The following is a 17,631-nucleotide window of genomic DNA, read 5'->3' on the forward strand; positions in this document are numbered from 1 at the left end:
TTGGTGGTGCTTTTTTCAGCTGACCCACAATGACCAAAACCGCCAGCGGGATCAGAGAAATATCGAAGAACATGGGAACCGCCTTTCATGTTGGGGTTCGCTCGCTACGCCGGTGACGAGCTGGTGGTGCACCATCATTGGTGAAAACTTCTCAAAAACAAGTAGTGTGCAACACGTGTATAACGTATTGTGGGTTACTTTACGGCAAACATGAACCCTATTCAAGAGGTAAACAGCTCCCCCCCCCCCCGAAAAATTTTTAAAAAATATGGGCGCCGGGAACCTTACGTTCCCGGCGCCCACTCCCCCCACTGTTCATATCTCAGCGGGGTTCAATTTAGAGGCGGAAGAAGCCTTCCACCGCGCGCGTCATGTACGCCATATCGTCCACATGGCACATCTCGCGCATCGAATGCATCGACAGCAAACCAATACCCACATCCACAGTGCGCATACCCAGGCGAGTCGCCGTAATCGGGCCAATCGTCGAACCACACGGCATATTGTTATTCGACACGAACTCCTGATACGGCACACCAGCCTTCGCGCACGCCGCAGCAAACACGCCAGCACCCACCGAATCCGTCGCATAACGCTGGTTCGCGTTAATCTTCAGCAACGGACCACCACCGGGCAGTGGCTGAACGGTCGGGTCGTGGTGACCCTGATAGTTCGGGTGCACCAGGTGACCGGCGTCAGCCGACAGGCAGAACGACGCCGCCACCGAACGGCGGTACTCCTCTGTGCTCTCACCGCGCGCAGCGGACAGGCGCACCAAAATATCCTCCAGGAACGGGCCCGCCGCACCACTACGCGACTCCGAACCAAGCTCCTCATGGTCAAACGCCGCAAGCATCACAGTCTCGGTAGCGTGCTCATCCGCGTTATCGGCAACGTAACGCTCCAGGGCGGTCAAACCAGCGTGCACCGAGGATAGATTATCCAGGCGACCGGAAGCGAACAGCTCCTGATCGGCACCAAAACGGCGCGGCGGCTGCGAATCAGCAAACAGCAGGTCGTAACCCACAATGCTCTGCGGGTCGACCGGCTCGCCGTCAATCACGTGCTTCGCCATGTAGCCGAGCACATCATTCTCCGCCGGGTCCACACCCCACACGGGGTACATGTTGAACTGCTTGTCCAGCACCAGTTCGTTGCGCTTGTGGTCCAGGTGCGGCGCCAGCTGCGGGATGCGCGCAATCGGGCCGGTGCGCACCAGGCGGTCCTTCAGCTCCCCGCCCTCAAGGACGGTGAGGCGGCCCGCCACGCACAGCTCGCGGTCCAGGAAGGAGTTCAGCAGTGCACCACCGTAGTTCTCCACGGCAATCTGGTGCCAGCCCTTCGTGGTGATGGAGGAGGAGGGCTTGACCTTCAGGGAGGGCGAGTCGGTGTGCGCACCCAGCACGCGGTAGCCGCTTGCCTTCTGCGCCTTCGCGCCGCCAGCCCAGGCGATAATCGCGCCGTCACGGACGACGAAGTGGCGGCCGGTTGCAATCTGCGGGTCCCATGCTTCGGTCTCTACAAGCTCGGTGAAGCCCGCTGCTTGCAGGCGGCGCGCTACCGTGCGCGCGGCGAGGTAAGAGACCGGCGACTCCGCCACGAATGCGGCGAGGTCTTCAATATTTTTTACAGCATCAACAGTCATGGTTTAACCCTACCTTTTCTTGGGTGTTGACGGGGTGACCGGGGCTGGTAGTCCACGCGGCGTGGAGTAATAGCCCTGGTGAGGCTCGAATGGAGCGGGGTGGGCGGGCTGGGGTAGCTGGGCTAGAACAACCCGCCAAATAGCCTATTTATCAACCTTGAGCGGTTGTGTTTCACGTGAAACCTCGCCGCGGCGAGCGCGTGCATTGAAGATCAAGCAGGCGAGCACCACGTATACGCCTTCCAGCGCGATACCCTGCAGTGCATCCACGGGGGTCACGCCCTCGGAGGCGAAGGGATCCAGCCCAGCCACCATGGACAGCAGCATCAGAATCACGTTATTTGCCACGTGCAGGCTGATGGAGGCTTCCAGGCCGCCGGTGTACCAGCAGAGGAAACCGGCATAAATACCCATCGCGAGAATCGTGCTCTGACCCCAGGGGTCGTAGGCGTGGGAGAGCATGAACAGTACTGCGGGTAGCACAATCGGCAGCCAGGGGGTCCGGAGCCAGCGGCCAAGCATCTGCATCATGAAGCCGCGGTAGGCGAGCTCTTCGGCATAGCACTGCACGGGCACGAGGAGCAGCATCATCGCCACATAAACCCAAAATTCAACCTGTGGAGGTTGAAAATAGCGGTATTCGGGCAGGCTCTCACCGCTCAACGCCAGCATCACAGCGTAGTAGATGCCGTAAACAGCGAAGCTCAAACCCAGGTACGGAAGCAGCAACGAGCGGCGCAGACGACCCGCCACCGAATGGATCAAACCCCAGGGCTTCGGGCCCACGACCAGGCGCGCCAGAAAGAGCGAAGGCACAATGGCGATCAGGGAGAGGAAGGTCAGGGCGAACAGCGCCGGGTGTTCCATAATGACGGCGCGGTTCGTAGCTACATCCTGGAGGGAAAGTCCCGAACCCATAATCGCCACAGCCAGGGCAACTGAAATGATTAGGTTGAGGCCAATAAATACGGCGACGCCGAGCAGACCTTCCAGCAGGGGTGAGAACCAGCGGGATTTCGGGTCGGCGTGGGAGAGACGGTGGTAGGCAAGACCTGCAACAGGCGCAGGAGCAGCGGGGGTTCCGGCGGCTACCTGCGGGGGTGCGGGAGGCGGTGTCGTATTCATTCTTTAATCCTAGCCTCCGCGGGCTCGATGGTGACCGGGCATGCGGCAACCTTCAAGTACTGATTGATACGGAATGTTCCAAAACCATTGAAAAAGCCGTGAATAAGGCTAAAAACCCACCATTCACGGGGTTCATTTTCTGAACCTATGCCATAATTTGTAGCGATAATACGCTCATATACATAGTCGCTGATGACCGCTCTTCCGGGGTGTTTTTTCAGCACCAGAAAGGCTGCTTTCTTATGGCACTCGTCTTCAATCCGCCGCCCAACTGGCCCGCTCCTCCTGCTGGATGGGTCCCCACTCCTACGTGGCGCCCCGACCCCGCGTGGGGTCCCGTTCCTGAAGGTTGGCAGCTGTGGGTCGAAGAACCCGAGCCTGAACCCATTCAGGTTGAAGAGGCTACTATTGAGCCGCTGATTCCCGAGGAGCCCGCTGCCGAGGCGGCTCCGGCTGAGCAGGTTGCTGAGCCCGTAGTTGCTGAGCCTGCTGTTGAAGCTGAGCAGCCCGCCGAGGTCGCGGCACCGCTGACCGTTGAGGACGTTGACCTGGAGCAGCTCGCCGCTGAGCTCGAAGGTGAGCAGGTCGTCGAGGTTCCGGAGGTGGCAGCACCCCAGGCTGAGGCGGCCCACGTTGAGGCACCCCAGGCTGAGGCACAGCAGGTAGAGGCACCCGCGGCTGAGTCCGCTGAGGAGTCCTCCGAGCCCAAGCCGATGCGTCACCTGACTCAGGTTCCGCTGACCGGCACCGCTCTGCCCGAGCAGGTTCTCGCATTCCAGTCTTCCGCAGTTGAAGAAGCTGCGGCTGAAGAGACTGTTGTTGCAGAGCCCGCTGCTGAGGCTCCCGTAGCGCCGGTTGTCGAGCCTGTTGTTGCTGAGCAGGTTGCTTCCGAGCAGCCCGTTGAGGCGCACGTTGTTGAGGCTCCGGTTGCTGAACCCGCACTGTCCGAGCCCGCCGCTTCTGAGCCGGTCGTTTCCGAACCTGTTGCAGAGCCCGTTGTTGTTGAGCCCGTCGCCGAGGTTGCCCCCGAGGCACCGGCGGCAGCTGAACCGGTATCTGAGCCCATCGTTGAGGCTCCCGCGGCTGAGGCTCCCGCGGCTGAGGCACCCGCTGCTGAGGCGCCCCACACTATTGAGAGCTCCCCGCTCGTTGAGTTCCACACCCCCGAAACCGAGCGCACCGTCAACCTGTCCGAGCGTACCGTGAACCTCTCGGAACAGCCCGGTCAGAACATGCAACCCGGCCAGAACGCACAGTTCATCCCGGCGGGTCAGGCACCGAACGGCTTCCAGCCGAACCAGGCTGATGGTTTCCAGGGTGAGGGCTTCCAGGGCCAGAACTTCCAGGGTGGCCAGTACCAGGGTCAGAATTTCCAGGGTCAGGGCTTCCAGGACGGCCAGAACGTCCAGGGCGGTCAGAACGTGCAGGGCGGCCAGTACCAGAACAACCCCTACCAGGGTCAGCCGTACAACGCTCAGCAGCCCTACGCAGGTCAGGTGTCCGATCAGGACCAGGCAACCGTGGCGCTGAGCAACCCCTACGTCACCGAGCCCGCAGGTCAGGGCGAGGACGACTCCGAGAAGAAGGGTCTGTTCTCCGGCACCAAGATTTGGGGTGTTATCGGTGGTGCGTTGGCTCTGCTGATTGTTATCATCCTGGCGATTGTCATGCTGATTCCGCGTGGCGGCTCGAACCCCACCTCCGATTCTGCGGCAGCATCGAGCGCGGCGGCTACTTCCGCTGAGGCGTCCTCCGCGGCGGCATCCTCTGAGGTTTCTTCCGCAGCGCCCGCATCTGAGAGCGCGGCAGCAGGTACTTCCGCTTCTTCCGCAGCACCCATCGCTGCTGCTGAAGCGAAGATGCCCGAGGGTGAGTTCAAGGAGTACAAGAAGACCGTCGCCGACAACAAGGACACCATCGACATTGAGAAGATCAAGGGCGATGTGTCCGCAGGCCTGCTCTACTACGAGTTCAAGCCCGCAGACGGTGTGGTTAACGCTTTCATCACCAGCCGTGACGATAAGGGCAACATCGCCTCGGGTGTGAGCGTTATCGACTCCACCCGCGACGGCAAGGAGCTCAAGGGCACCGCGTGGATTGACGCGAGCGGCCACTCCACCCCCACCCGCAAGCTGGAGCTGACCGGTAAGGGCGAGTGGACCATCCGCGTCTACGATGCAGACTCCGCACCCCACTACAAGAAGGGTGAGAAGTTCCAGAGCACCATGAACTTCTACGCTTTCACCTACGAAGGCACCGAGGCAACCATGGAGTTCCAGACCAGCGGCCCGACCACCCGCGGCTTCACCGTTCTGAACGCGACCAAGAACGACCCGTTCTTCTCCTCGACCATTCCGACCGTGAAGAGCAGCATGCAGTGGGTTCAGAGCAACAAGAGCTACATGCAGGTTCGTACCGACTCCAACATTACTTGGAGCATCGGCACTAACTAACAGCGTGACTGACTAGGTCAGTAGGCTGGGCATAAAAGTATCCCCCGCACCCGTCATGGGTGCGGGGGATACTTTTATACCCGGTGAGGCCTGTGCACCTGCTGGAGGCGCTAGCCACCGTGAGCGGGCAGTTTCTTTAGCGGGAGTACTTCGCCTCCGCCAGTTCGGCGTCCGCTGCGTGTGCCGCACGCTCCACCAGCTGACGATTCGCCAGGTACACAAAAAACGTCACCAGAATAAACAGGTACATCAGCTGGTACGGCATGGTGCCAGCCATCAGGCCCAGGGAGCCTTCCGGCACCATCAGAATCTGATCCGCGTTGAAGTGCGGGGAGAACGCCAGCACAATCCAGAACGGTGAAATGTACATGCCCACCAGCGCCGCAGTCGCCAAAATAACAGCCAACGTGAAGACGAAGGAACTGACCCGCTGGTACATGAGCGGGAAGATTTCCATGACCACGGCGGCGAGCATCAGCGGGTACCAGGTGTTGTGGTGCGACCAGCTAATCGGCGAAATCTGCAGCATCATGAACGCGGTCAGCGCCAGCTGCGCCATGAGTGCGCGGGCACGAATCAGCGGAACCAACAGAACCGCCGTGACCAGCACAATCAGCAGAGTCAACGCCACCTGCACCACCGACAGGGCGGTAGCCGTCAGGTGATGCTGCAGGCCCGCGTGGGTCAGCGTACCCATAATCGACACGTTATCGAAGTAGCTGAACCAGCCCACACGCGAAGTGTCATGCACCGCATGGAACCAGAACGTCAGCGACTCCTCACGGATCACCAGGAAGCCGATACCCACGGTCGCAGCGAAGCTGGCACCCAGGGTCGCAATGCCCTTCCAGTCCTTACGCATGAGCAGCAGCAGACCGAACGCGAGCGGGGTCAGCTTAATACCCGCCGCAATACCCAGCAGCACACCGCGCGGAACACGGGTTGCCGGGCGCATAAAATCGGCGAGAATCAGCACCAAAATGATGGCGTTAATCTGCCCAAAATGCGTGGTCAAACGCCACGGGCCGCACATCCAAATCAGCGCCGCAATCAGCGACACCATACCCCAATGACCCAGGTGCTTCTGCAACGGCAGACGCCACGAGCGGCTACGGGCGTAGGAGTACAGCAGGTACGCGCACCAGTAGCTGAGCGCACAAATAATGGCGGTAATCAGCAGCATGCTCTGCGGCTCGGTGAGGAACGCGAGCGGGTAGAAGAGCAGCGCCGCAAACGGCGGGTAGGTGAACGGCAGGCCGCGCGTGCGGAAAGTGTACAGCTGGTAGCCGTCCGGGCCATCCGCCAGGGAGACAGCACCCAGGCGGTAGACGTAAATATCGTCAGCCGCCGCGTGCGTCACGTAGTCGAAGGCGTAGAGGGCAACCAGGATGAACAGCAGGTGCGCCCAGAGAGCGCCGCTGCGCATGCCGGGGATGCGGTCAAAGAAGCTGCGACGCGCAGGCTTAGCGAGCTCCTTGGCGGTTTCTTCGGCGACTTCTTCCTTTGCCGCTTTTTCCGCGGTGGCTACAGAGGATGCGGCGGGCCCAGCACTTTCTACAGTGCTTTCAGCAGCCGGTTCCGCAACCGGTGCAGTAGTAGAGCTAGCCGAAGCCCAGGGAATCCTCGGTGCAGCCGCCTCGGTATTCTCCGCGGTCGTAGCTAAGTTCTTGTCAGTATTCTTCACAGGGGTCTTTTCTAGTTCCTTGTCGCGGCTCACGCGGTTGCCTCACGGGAAGCGGCGGCGCGCACAGACTCGGCGCTCTCGGTCACCAGGGCGCGAGCGCCCCACCAGCCCAGAGGCGCATCGCTACGCACGGAACCGTACTGCACGGGCTCAACCTTCGCGCCACGCACCGGCGCGCTCAGGGCGGCAATAGACCAGAGCGTCATCGTCATCCACAGGCAGAACGCGGGAATAGCCGAAACCGCCAACGCGCCCGGAGCCAGCTGCTCCAAACCATCCGCGCTACCGTGGAACCACGACGCAATCCTAATCGGCGACAGGTACAGGCCCAGCACCGCAACCACCGCGAACACCGTCGCCGTCACCCGCAGCCACGCAGGCTGAACCGCAAAATAGGTCGGGAACGCGTCCATGATGAACACGGCAGCCAGCAGGGGCAGCAGCACGTTGTGGTGCGACCAGCTAATCGGCGACAGCGCCACCATCAAGGAGGCGGTCACCGCCACCTGCGCCAGCGCGGCACCGCGGCGTTCCAGCTGGTACAGCAGTGCGGCAGTCAGCACAATCGTGACCAGCGCCAGGGCGTAGTAGACGGGCTTCGCGGCGCTCTCAGAGAGACCGAAGTGCAGCAGCCAACCCTGAATCGAGACGTTATCCACAAAGTTCAGTCCACCCACACGGGAGGGGTTCGTCAGCGCGGAGAACCAGAACTCCAGTGCGTCCTTAGGCATCAGAATGAAACCCAGCGCAATGGTGCCGAAGAACGTTGCACCCAGGGTCGCGATGCCCTTCCAGTCGCGGCGGACCAGCAGAATCAGACCAAACACGAGCGGGGTCAGCTTCACGCCGCCCGCAATACCAATCAGCACGCCGCGCGGCACGCGGGTTGCCGGGCGCACAAAATCGGCAAGAATCAGCGCCGTAATGAACGGGTTAATCTGAATCAGGTCCAGGGTGCGCTGCCACGGCCCCGCCGAAACCACCAGAATAGTCAGCACCGCAATCGTGCCCGCACGACCAAAGTACTGCTGCAGCGGCAGTTCACGGCCGCGCGCATTCACGTAGTTGTAAATGATCGTGGAAATCCACCACGCCACCACAGCCGAACCGACCACCATAATGACCTTGCCAACTTCCAGCGGAATAAAAGCAAACGGCAAGAACAGCATTGCCGCGAACGGCGGGTACGTGAACGGCGGCTTAATCACGCCGTGATCGTTCAGGGTCGGGGAGTATAGGTCCTGGGTAAAGCCCTCGTTATCGAAAATGGTCATCGCACCCAGACGGTAAATGGAGAAGTCCATACCGCTGAAGGGGTTGGTGAGCATTTTGACGACGTATCCACCGCCAACAATGAGGATGAGTGCCACAATAGCGATTTTTCCCCAGATGGGGGTGGTGGAGTCAGTCCTTGTCACGAGGTGTTTGTCCTTACCTTGGTGCCGGCGGATGCGCGCGTAGGGTGGGCGGGCATCTGATTTTGGAATCCTAATAGTTTATCGCGCGCACCTGTGAAGGATGCATTGGGGAGAAGAATCACAGGGGGAGATTCGCAGGGGAAGAACCGCTCGAGCACACAAGCACAACTATCACGATATGAGCTGCCTTCATATGCACGTCATGTCTTCAAAATTGGTACTATCCGGGCAATATAATGGGCTTATTGGCACCCGCCCCAACGCAGGGGTACCGGGTGCCGACCCGCACACCGACGTCCACGAACAACCAGCAGTGAAAGCAGTGATCACGTGAGTGAACATCTCGGCACCCCACCCGAAGGCGAGAACACGAGCGGCAAGCCCGCAAACGTCTCCGGAGGCGGCTCCTCCGGCCTGAGCATTGGCGCGCGCCCGGCTGATGTGCCCGGCGCAAACCTCACCCCCGAAGAGATTGCACGCCGCGCATCCGGTCGCGGTACGTGGCATCGTCGCGCCTCCAAGCCCGTCTCCCACTGGATGTTTACCCTTGTCGGCGTACTTCTGCTGCACAGGTTTATCCCGAATAGCGGCTGGCTGATGGTGCACATTGTCACCCTCGGCCTGATTACGAACTCGATCCTGATTTGGTCGCAGCACTTCACCGAAGCGCTCATGAAAATCAAGATTCCTGACGAGCACCGCGGAACCCAGGTGCGCCGAATCTTCATTCTGAACGCCGGTATTCTCGTGCTCATGATCGGCATGGTCGGTCAGCTGAGCGTGCCCGGCCTCTACGCCGCCACGGTGGTGGGCGCCCTCATTGTCGGGTCGATGGTCGCCTGGCACGGCATCTACCTGCTGAAGCAGGTGCGTCAGGCTCTGCCGTCGCGGTTCGGTGTGACCATTCGCTTCTACATTGTTGCGGCGCTGCTACTGCCCCTCGGTGCGGCGTTTGGCGGCATGATTGCCTACCCGAACCTGTCCGGCACCCTGCATTCGCAGTTCCTGCTCGCGCACGAGGCAGTGAACGTGCTCGGCTTCGTCGGTATTACCGCGGTGGGTACGCTGGTGACGTTCTGGCCGACCATGCTGCGCACCAAGATGGTTGATAAGGCGCTTACTCACAGTCTGCGCGCCCTGTACCTGATGTGCGGTGGCTTGGCGTTGACCGTTGTCGGCGCGATTTTAGGGATGCGTCCGCTCGCCGCAGCCGGCCTGGTCGTCTACCTGGTTGCCCTGCTGATTGTCGCCTGGGTGATGGTGCGTACCCTGCGCACCAAGCGCCCGAACGAGTACCCGCCCATGAGCGTGGGTATGGGCTTCCTCTGGCTGATTATTGGCGTAGCGACCACCGCCTACATGGTGGCAACCGTCCCCTTCGCGCAGCTGGATGTACGCGCCGTAACCCCCATCTTCGTGGTCGGCTTCCTGCTGCAGCTGCTGCTCGGCGCGATGAGCTACCTGCTGCCGCAGCGCATGGGTGGCGGCCCGGCGGTGGTGCGCGCCTCCAACAAGGAGTTCAGCCGTTTCGCGGCGGCACGCGTAACCGCCGTGAACCTGGCGCTGCTCATCTTCATGATGCCCAGCTCCATGGTGGGCCAGTCCATTAAGATTGCCGTCGCTATCGTGGGTGCGTTGGCGCTCATGGCGTTCATTCCGCTCATGGTACGCGGCGTGAAGGCGTCCGTGAACACCCGCAAGGAAATGATGGCGGCACGCGCCCGCGGCGAGAAGCCCGTCTTCAACCAGGAGGCGCTGACCCCGGAGCCCGTCCCGCACGCCAAGCAGAGCTTCCAGGCGGCGTTGGCGGTTGCCATGGCGTTCCTGCTGGGCTTCGCCGTGAACCCGTCCGCGTTGAACCTGCCGTCGTTCTCCTCGGCAGGTTCCGTGGCTGCGACCGGTCAGACCACCACCGTGCAGGTGAAGGCGACCAGCAACTACCGCTTCACCCCCGCCGAGGTGGAGGTCCCCGCAGGTAACCGCCTGGTCGTCGAGGTCACCAACGACGATGAGGGCATGACCCACGACCTGACCTTCGACAACGGCGCAACCACCGGCACCATCAACCCCGGCGAAACGAAAACCGTAGACGCCGGCGTTATTACCGCCGACCAGGAAGGCTACTGCTCCGTGGCGGGCCACCGCTCCCTGGGCATGGTGTTCAAGGTGAAGGCGACCGGTGCCTCCGCAAACCAGGTGGCGCAGGGCGGCCACAACCACGGTTCTACGGGCACCCACAACCACGCCGCGTCGGGTAGCACCCCGACCCTCATGACCGTTGCGAACAGCAGGATTGACATGTCCGCAGCGCCCGGCAGCGGCTACAAGTACCGCGACCCGAACATCCCGGCACCGAACACCGCCACACAGGTGAACGGCAAGACCGTCCGCAAGGTCACCCTGGAAGTTGAGGAAGTCGACCGCGAGGTGGCGCCCGGCGTGACCGTTCACATGTGGACGTTCAACGGGCAGAACATGGCACCGATTCTGCGCGGCAAGGTCGGCGATATTTTTGAAATTACACTCATCAATAACGGCACGATGGGCCACTCGCTGGACTTCCACGCGGGCATGGTGTCCCCCGATAACACGATGAAGACCATCGCCCCCGGTGAGCGTCTCGTCTACCGTTTTGAGGCGAAGGGTGCCGGTATCTGGCTGTACCACTGCGGCACCGCCCCGCTGAGCCTGCACATGACCCAGGGCATGTACGGCGCGGTCATCATTGACCCGGCGGACCTTGACCCGGTCGATCATGAGTACGTGATGGTTCAGGGCGAGGCGTACCTGCACGACACCGGCAAGACCGCCTCCGACGGTAACAAGCTGGCGGAGAACTCGCCGGAGCTGATTGCGGCGGGCACCCCCACGCTGACCATGTTCAACGGCCACGCAACCCAGTACAAGGCGAAGCCGCTGCAGGTGAAGAAGGGCGAGCGTATCCGTGTTTGGGTAATGGCTGCGGGCCCGAACCACGGCACGAGCTTCCACGTGGTCGGTTCGCAGTTCGACACGGTCTACAAGGAGGGCGGCTACCTGATGCGCCGCGGCGCAGATGCGTTCGGTAGCCGTGACGGCCACAGCCAGGCACTCGATTTGGCGCCCGCTCAGGGCGGCTTCGTGGAGATGCAGTTCCTAGAGTCTGGCACGTACACGTTCGTGAATCACTCCTTCTCGGAGATGGAGCGCGGTGCCGCCGGCAAGATCGTGGTGACGAACCGTTAGGGACTCCTGAAGCTCCCCATCATGGATTGACCCCGCCTGGTGCTCCCTGTCAAAGGTGTACCGGGTGGGGTCATCCTTCACGTGCACGGAGTCTGTACCTGCACTTGATGTTGACTCCGGTAAAGACGCGCCAAGAACTCTCTGACTATGGTTTTCACCTCAACGGAGGGGAGTTTTTTCACCATAAACGGCGATGGTGCGCTAGTCTATAGGAATGGCAGATAGCACTTCGGGCGCCCCTTCCGAGCGTAACGCTACGAGCGCCTCCAACCACATTTCCGTTCCGGCGGATCAACAAATTTCTCCTCGGCAGCGTAAAGCTTTCCCGCTTCGCTTTCTCGCCGGGGTTCTTGCGCATTGGCAGATTATTGCCTCTGCGGTCCTTCTGGGTGGCGGTGTTGCCGGCCTGGCAGCCACCTATGACGACTACTGCGGCATGACGGAGCTTTCGTATGCTCCGGCGGCTCTCCGATCCGATTTTGAGGAGGGCTCTAAGGTGGCGGGTTTCCGCCCCGGCGTACTGGCGGCGCAGATTGAGACCGAGAGCCACTGGCGTGTGGGCGTTGAGTCCCACCAGGGCGCTAAGGGTATTGCACAGTTCACTGATGACGCGTGGAGCGGCGGCCACTACAGCTTCGGCAATGGCGGTAATGTTCTGAACCCGCACGATGCGATTGCGGCGCAGGCACGCTACTTGGCTGAGTTGCGTACTCGTTTGGCGAAGTACGCTTCCAATGAGGATGAGCTGCAGGATGTGGTTCTCGCCGGTTATAACGCGGGTCCGGGTTCTGTGGAGAAGTACGGCGGTGTTCCCCCGTATGAGGAGACTCAGAATTATGTGAAGTCGATTCGCGAGCTGGCGAATTCGAAGTATAAGCTGACCTGCTCCCCCGAGTACCAGTTCAAGCAGGCGAAGTTGAGCTTCGTTAATGGTGTGACTCCGGCGATGGCTGGTGTTCATGCGGACGGTACAGCTCTGTCCCCGGAGGAGTCGGCATCGGCTGCGGCGGAGGCTTCTGCGAGTGCTTCGGCTCGTGCATCTGCGAGCGGTTCTGCAGGTTCTTCGGTGAAGCCTTCGACAACGAGTTCCGGCCGCTAGATTTAGCTTTATTGAGTATTCCACCAGGCTATATAGCCGTCTGGGAATATTCCGTTTTATCTATAGTGAGCGGCTGATACCGGCCGCCACTACCCTACTATTCACTCTTATATTTACTCTTAACAGCGCGAGGCGCCGACCCCCATTCTCAGGGGTTCGGCGCCTCGCACTTTTTAGAGCTGGAGCGTGCCTAGTTGAAGATGGCGCGCACGACCGAGTAGCCGGAGACCGGGTACACGGCGTTCACGGTTGCGGGCTTCTCGCTCTCGTCCGCGATCTCAATGGACTCGGTGCCGCGCAGCAGCTCCTCGAGCAGGATGCGCAGTTCCAGGCGTGCCAGGGGCGCGCCGGGGCAGACGTGGATGCCGTCGCCGTACACGAGGTTGCGGGACTGGTCGCGGTGCGGGTTGTAGGTGAGGGCGTCTTCGAAGGCGTCCTCGTCGCGGTTGGCGCTTGCCCAGTTGATGGTCACGCGGGAGCCGGCGGGCAGGGTGCGGCCGCCGAGTTCGGTGTCCTGGGCGGTGATGCGGCGGTTGGTGACGAGGGTGTCTTCGAGTCGCATGATTTCTTCGACGGCGAGGGCGATTTCGCTGCGGTCGTCGAGTGCATTGCCGTCGGCGAGGGATGCGCGCAGGCGGTCCTGTTCGGCGCGGTTGCGTGCCAGGAAGTTGACGAATACGCCCACGGTTGCGGAGACGGTGGACAGCTCGCCCACGGTCCAGTTGCGGATGAGGCTGACGATTTCTTCGTCGGTCATGGTGCGGGGTTCTTCGCCGGGCAGCTGCACGGTGTCGGTAAGCAGTTCGGCGGTGACGTCCTTGGGGTTGCCGGCGGCAGCGTCCTCGCGGCGTTCGTCGAGCAGCTGACGGATGTAGCCGTCGAATTCGAGGGCGACCTTAGCGATTTCTTCGCGGTCGCGGCGCAGGGTGGCGACGCGGTTCTTTTCGATCCATTCGGTGAGGGGCTGTTCGAGGCATGCGGGCCAGCCCATGAAGGCGTTCTGCACGCGCATTGCGTATGCCTGACCGAAGCCCTGCATGACGTCTACTTCTTCGCCGCGGGGCAGTTCTGCGATGAGGGTCTTCACGGCGTCGCGGATGACGGGTGCGAACTTTTCGAGGCGTTCGGGGGTGAAGTACTTGTCGTTGACCGCGCGGAAGGTGGTGTGTTCGGGGGCGTCCATGCCGTTGGGGACGGCGATGTGGCGGGTGGAGACGACGTTGGAGTAGATTTCGGGGTGGTCGAGTACGTGCTGTACGTCGGCGTTTTTGAAGACGGAGTAGCCCATGAATTCGTCGTGGGCGACGGGGCAACGGCGGCGCATTGCGTCGTAGGCAGCTACCTGGTTCTTCTGGACCTCTTCGCTTCGGAGGTCCCAGTCGTTGTGTACGTTCTCAGTCATTGTTCACCCGTGTTCGTTATAGAGTTGTGGCGTGCTGGATGCGGGCGTCCGGGCGATGCGTATGTGCAGGGTCGGGCGTGCATTTCAGCACGTGAATCCATTAGTTCTTCTTTGACCGTATCATTTATGGGTTGGTGGCGCAGGGTAGGGGTTCCTTGCTTCTCATTCAACGAACAGTGCGGTCGCGGCAGCACTACAACCCATCACGCCGCATTCACTCTACAGGCCACGATAGACTTCTCGCCGATGACCAACTCGGAAGACCTCAACAACAACCGCACCGTTATCAATGGTGTACAGGATGCGGTAATTTCCTACTCGCGCCCTGTACCCTTCTTCGCCCTGTAGCTTCTTGAATGGAACCTGCACAGGAACTATCCTCGGAGCTAACGGACAAACCCCAGAAAGGAACCAGTCATGACTGTCACCACTCACCGGACTCGTTCCAATGTCACGACTCTTAAAGAACTCCGCGACAACCTCGGAACCAAAGTCAACGAAGCCGTGTTCTCCGGCGAACGTCCCCTCATCAGCCGCAATGGTAAGACTGTTGCCGCGCTCATCTCCTACGAAGATTTGAAGCTGCTGGAAGAGTACGAAGAGCTCCTCGACATTGAGGCTCTTCGCAAGGCACGTGCCGAAGATGACGGCTACCGCATCGGCCTCGAGGAGTTCCTCGCAGAGAACCCTGCAGACTAGTCTTTCAACGCATATTGCAAGGCGGGCGGCACCTCCACCGGGGAGGGGCCGCCCGCCTCATTCTTGCCTAAAAACCGCCGAATCTAGCGCTTGCGTGCGGAGGGGTAGATGCTACCGTCCATCACGCCGCGCTCCACCTGCTCCAGGCTCACACCGCGAGTCTCCGGCAGGTTACGGAACATCAGCAGCGCAATAATCACGTTCACCACGGCAAAGCCGATGAAGGAACCGGTCAGACCGACCGCACCCAGAATCACGGGGAACGCCAGCGACAGCACACCGTTCATCATCCAGCCGCTAAACGCCGAAATACCCATACCCGCCGCACGCACACGCAGCGGGAACAGCTCACTCATAATCACCCACGTGGACACGTTCAGGCAGGTCTGCATCGCGCCCACAAAGCAGACGATGAGCACCAGCAGAATCCAGGGGCGCGCCGCATTATCGGCGGGCAGCAGCATGGATGCGCCCGCAATCAGCACGTGGAAAAACGCGGTCGAACTATAGCCGGTAATCACCATGACGCGGCGCGGCACACGCTCCATCAGGCGCAGCGACAGGATCGAGCCGAGCACCGCAATCGTACCCGGCGCAATGTTCGCGATGAGCGCCGCGGATTCGCTGAAACCGGCTTCCTTGAGCACCTTAATGCCGTAGTACATGATCGAGTTGATGCCGGTCAGCTGCTGGCCCGCGCCGACCAGAATACCGACGAGCAGGATGCGCACGAACCAGCCGCGCACGCCCACGCTTTCCTTACCCGCCGCGTTGTTCTGGGTGGTCGCCTCCGCCTGCAGGGTGCGCTCAATATCGGCAATTTCGGCCTCGGCACGCTCGGTGGAGCGGATGCGCTTCATCACCTCAAGCGCCTGCTCACGCTTGCCAACGCGCAGCAGCCAGCGCGGCGACTCGGGCACACGCAGCATACCTACGAACAGGCCGATGGCGGGCAGGGTGCAGATGGCGAACATCCAGCGCCACACGCCGTCGTGCTCGCCCCACAGGTTGCCAATGAGGGCGTTCACGATGAACGCGGCAAGCTGACCGCCCACGACCATGAGCTCGTTGCGGCCGGAGAGGGAGCCTCGAATTTCGTAGGGTGCGAGCTCTGCGAGGAACACGGGCACTACGGCGGAGGCGCCACCGACCGCCAGGCCGAGCAGGGTGCGTCCGGTGATGAGCACGGCGACGTTGGGTGCGAAGACGCACGCCAGGGCGCCGAAGAAGAAGATGGTGGACAACCCAATGATGGTGGTTCGGCGGCCGAACCGGTCAGAGATGCGGCCGCATCCGAGCGCGCCAATAGCGGCGGCGAAAGCGAGCGATCCGGTGACCCAGCCTTGGGCGGTGGAATCCATGCCGAGTTCGCGGCTCATGGGTTCGAGCGCGCCGTTGATTACTCCGGTGTCGTAGCCGAAGAGCAGACCGCCGAAGGTGGCGATGAGTGCGATGATGCCGAGGTATCGACTGTGCTTCCCGGTGCCCAGAGGGGGCAGGGTGGAGGCGGTGCTCTGTGCGCTCATGGTGTCCTTTATGCCGAGGGGTTAGGTGAGATTACACCGACATTGGTGGTTCTTCAGCACTGTCAGTGGGCTAGGTGAGGTGCGTCAGGTTAGACACACCTCACCTAATCCTAGCGAAAACGTGCGGCGGGTGATATTTATTTCTCACCACGGACATTTTTCAGCGTATATTACGGCCGACACGTGCGACCGCCTGAGTGTCCCTTTGAGAGGGAGCCGGAGTTTAGAACAGCGCGATCTTCTCGGGTGCCGGGAAGATGGCGTCCAGGGCGGCGAGGTCCTCAGCGTCGAAGCGCAGGCATGCCGCCTGTGCGTTGGCGCGCACCTGCTCGGCGCTGGTTGCACCGGCAATGACGGAGGTGACCGGCGACTGCTGTGCGAGCCAGGAGAACGCCGCCTGCACCTCGGTAATGCCGCGCTCGGTGCAGAAGGTGTGGAAGGCTTCGAGCTGGTCCCAGTTGGCGGCGTCGAGCACGTTCTTCTTGGAGTGGGACAGGCGCGAACCGGCGGGAATGTTGTCGCGGCGGTACTTGCCGGTCAGCAGGCCGTTAGCGAGCGGGAAGTACGGCAGCACACCCATGCCGAAGTGCCGTGCGGCGGGCAGGATTTCGAGTTCTGCGCGGCGGTCGAGCAGGTTGTAGTGGTTTTCAGCGACGATGAACCGTTCGGTGCCGAGTTCACGGGCGCAGTGTTCGGCGTGGGCGAGCTGCCAGCCGGAGAAGTTGGAGTGGCCCAGGTAGCGGACCTTACCGTCGCGTACGAGCTGGTCGAGGGCGCTGAGGGTTTCTTCGATGGGGGTGTTGGGGTCGGGGCTGTGGTAGAAGTACAGGTCAATGTAGTCGGTGCCGAGGCGGCGGAGGGACCCTTCGACGGCGCGCATGATGTAGCGGCGGGATCCGCGGGCGTTGCGGTCGTTGCCGTTGAGGTCGCCGACGGGCAGACCGAATTTGGTGACGATGGTCAGTTCGTCGCGATCGAGGCCGAGCTGGGTGAGGGCGGTGCCGAACATGGTTTCTGAGAGGCCGGGTTCGGCGCCGTAGAGGTCGGCGATGTCGAAGAAGCTGATGCCGGCGTCGACTGCGGCGGCGATGACTTCGTTGGTGCCTTCCTGGGTGCGGGTGGGGGTGCCGGGGCGGCCGAGGTTGTTGCAGCCGATGCCGACGCTGGGTACGACGAGGCCGGAGTTGCCGAGCCTGCGGTAGACGGGGGATTCAATACGTTCCATGTTTTTAACTCTACGTTGTGCGGGTATGTTGCGTGGTTATTTCCCCTCCAGTTGGGAGGCGAAGAGCTTCCTGAAGCGTGATGTGGGGTCGGTCGTTAGGTCCCGGTAGGTTCCTTGTTCCACCACACAC

At 61.4% G+C, this 17,631-nt stretch carries 12 protein-coding genes; 4 read left to right on the forward strand and 8 right to left on the reverse strand.

Translation table 11 applies throughout. The features are described 5' to 3' along the window. Window positions 1–337: 337 nt before the first annotated feature. Both HMPREF2928_RS00010 and HMPREF2928_RS00015 read right to left on the reverse strand, forming a co-directional pair. Entirely contained in the window at window positions 338–1,645 is a 1,308-nt protein-coding gene (locus HMPREF2928_RS00010) for a M18 family aminopeptidase (protein ID WP_005507304.1), read from the reverse strand. A 144-nt stretch (window positions 1,646–1,789) separates the two neighbouring features. Continuing rightward, window positions 1,790–2,770 (reverse strand): CPBP family intramembrane glutamic endopeptidase, encoded by a 981-nt coding sequence (locus HMPREF2928_RS00015; RefSeq protein ID WP_005509056.1) that lies wholly within the window; start codon window positions 2,768–2,770, stop codon window positions 1,790–1,792. A 242-nt stretch (window positions 2,771–3,012) separates the two neighbouring features. Between HMPREF2928_RS00015 and HMPREF2928_RS00025 the strand changes: the two genes are divergently transcribed. After that, on the forward strand, window positions 3,013–5,223 hold the full coding sequence (locus tag HMPREF2928_RS00025) for a hypothetical protein (RefSeq protein WP_070686836.1): 2,211 nt from the start codon (window positions 3,013–3,015) through the stop codon (window positions 5,221–5,223). Between the two features lie 136 nt (window positions 5,224–5,359). On the opposite strand, the gene HMPREF2928_RS00030 is transcribed toward HMPREF2928_RS00025, so the two are convergent. Both HMPREF2928_RS00030 and HMPREF2928_RS00035 read right to left on the reverse strand, forming a co-directional pair. After that, window positions 5,360–6,940: a glycosyltransferase 87 family protein gene (locus tag HMPREF2928_RS00030; protein ID WP_083311352.1), complete on the reverse strand. Its 1,581-nt coding sequence runs from the start codon at window positions 6,938–6,940 to the stop codon at window positions 5,360–5,362. After that, window positions 6,937–8,325, reverse strand: a complete 1,389-nt coding sequence (locus tag HMPREF2928_RS00035) for a glycosyltransferase 87 family protein (protein WP_070686838.1) — start codon at window positions 8,323–8,325, stop codon at window positions 6,937–6,939. The genes HMPREF2928_RS00030 and HMPREF2928_RS00035 overlap by 4 nt, the downstream gene beginning before the upstream one ends. Before the next feature lie 330 nt (window positions 8,326–8,655). On the opposite strand from HMPREF2928_RS00035, the gene HMPREF2928_RS00040 reads away from it, so the two are divergent. Both HMPREF2928_RS00040 and HMPREF2928_RS09300 read left to right on the forward strand, forming a co-directional pair. Further along, window positions 8,656–11,550 carry a multicopper oxidase domain-containing protein gene (locus HMPREF2928_RS00040; protein WP_070686840.1) on the forward strand — a complete coding sequence of 965 codons (2,895 nt, stop codon included), beginning with the start codon at window positions 8,656–8,658 and terminating at the stop codon, window positions 11,548–11,550. Window positions 11,551–11,764: 214 nt separating this feature from the next. After that, on the forward strand, window positions 11,765–12,649 hold the full coding sequence (locus HMPREF2928_RS09300; RefSeq protein WP_049346496.1) for a lytic transglycosylase domain-containing protein: 885 nt from the start codon (window positions 11,765–11,767) through the stop codon (window positions 12,647–12,649). Window positions 12,650–12,839: 190 nt separating this feature from the next. On the opposite strand, the gene HMPREF2928_RS00050 is transcribed toward HMPREF2928_RS09300, so the two are convergent. Continuing rightward, entirely contained in the window at window positions 12,840–14,051 is a 1,212-nt protein-coding gene (locus tag HMPREF2928_RS00050; RefSeq protein WP_070605188.1) for a cytochrome P450, read from the reverse strand. Between the two features lie 219 nt (window positions 14,052–14,270). Further along, window positions 14,271–14,486 (reverse strand): type II toxin-antitoxin system RelE family toxin, encoded by a 216-nt coding sequence (locus HMPREF2928_RS09305; RefSeq protein ID WP_363187017.1) that lies wholly within the window; start codon window positions 14,484–14,486, stop codon window positions 14,271–14,273. Between HMPREF2928_RS09305 and HMPREF2928_RS00055 the strand changes: the two genes are divergently transcribed. Next, a complete protein-coding gene (locus tag HMPREF2928_RS00055; protein WP_070629304.1) occupies window positions 14,469–14,750 on the forward strand; it encodes a type II toxin-antitoxin system prevent-host-death family antitoxin in 282 nt (93 codons plus the stop codon). The two genes, HMPREF2928_RS09305 and HMPREF2928_RS00055, sit on opposite strands and share 18 nt — an antisense overlap. Window positions 14,751–14,833: 83 nt before the next feature. On the opposite strand, the gene HMPREF2928_RS00060 is transcribed toward HMPREF2928_RS00055, so the two are convergent. Next, a complete protein-coding gene (locus tag HMPREF2928_RS00060) occupies window positions 14,834–16,276 on the reverse strand; it encodes a sugar porter family MFS transporter (RefSeq protein ID WP_070686842.1) in 1,443 nt (480 codons plus the stop codon). Window positions 16,277–16,499: 223 nt separating this feature from the next. After that, on the reverse strand, window positions 16,500–17,501 hold the full coding sequence (locus tag HMPREF2928_RS00065) for an aldo/keto reductase (protein WP_005509045.1): 1,002 nt from the start codon (window positions 17,499–17,501) through the stop codon (window positions 16,500–16,502). Window positions 17,502–17,631 lie beyond the last annotated feature (130 nt).

This window comes from Rothia sp. HMSC072B04 (assembly GCF_001813725.1).
Lineage (GTDB): Bacteria > Actinomycetota > Actinomycetes > Actinomycetales > Micrococcaceae > Rothia > Rothia mucilaginosa.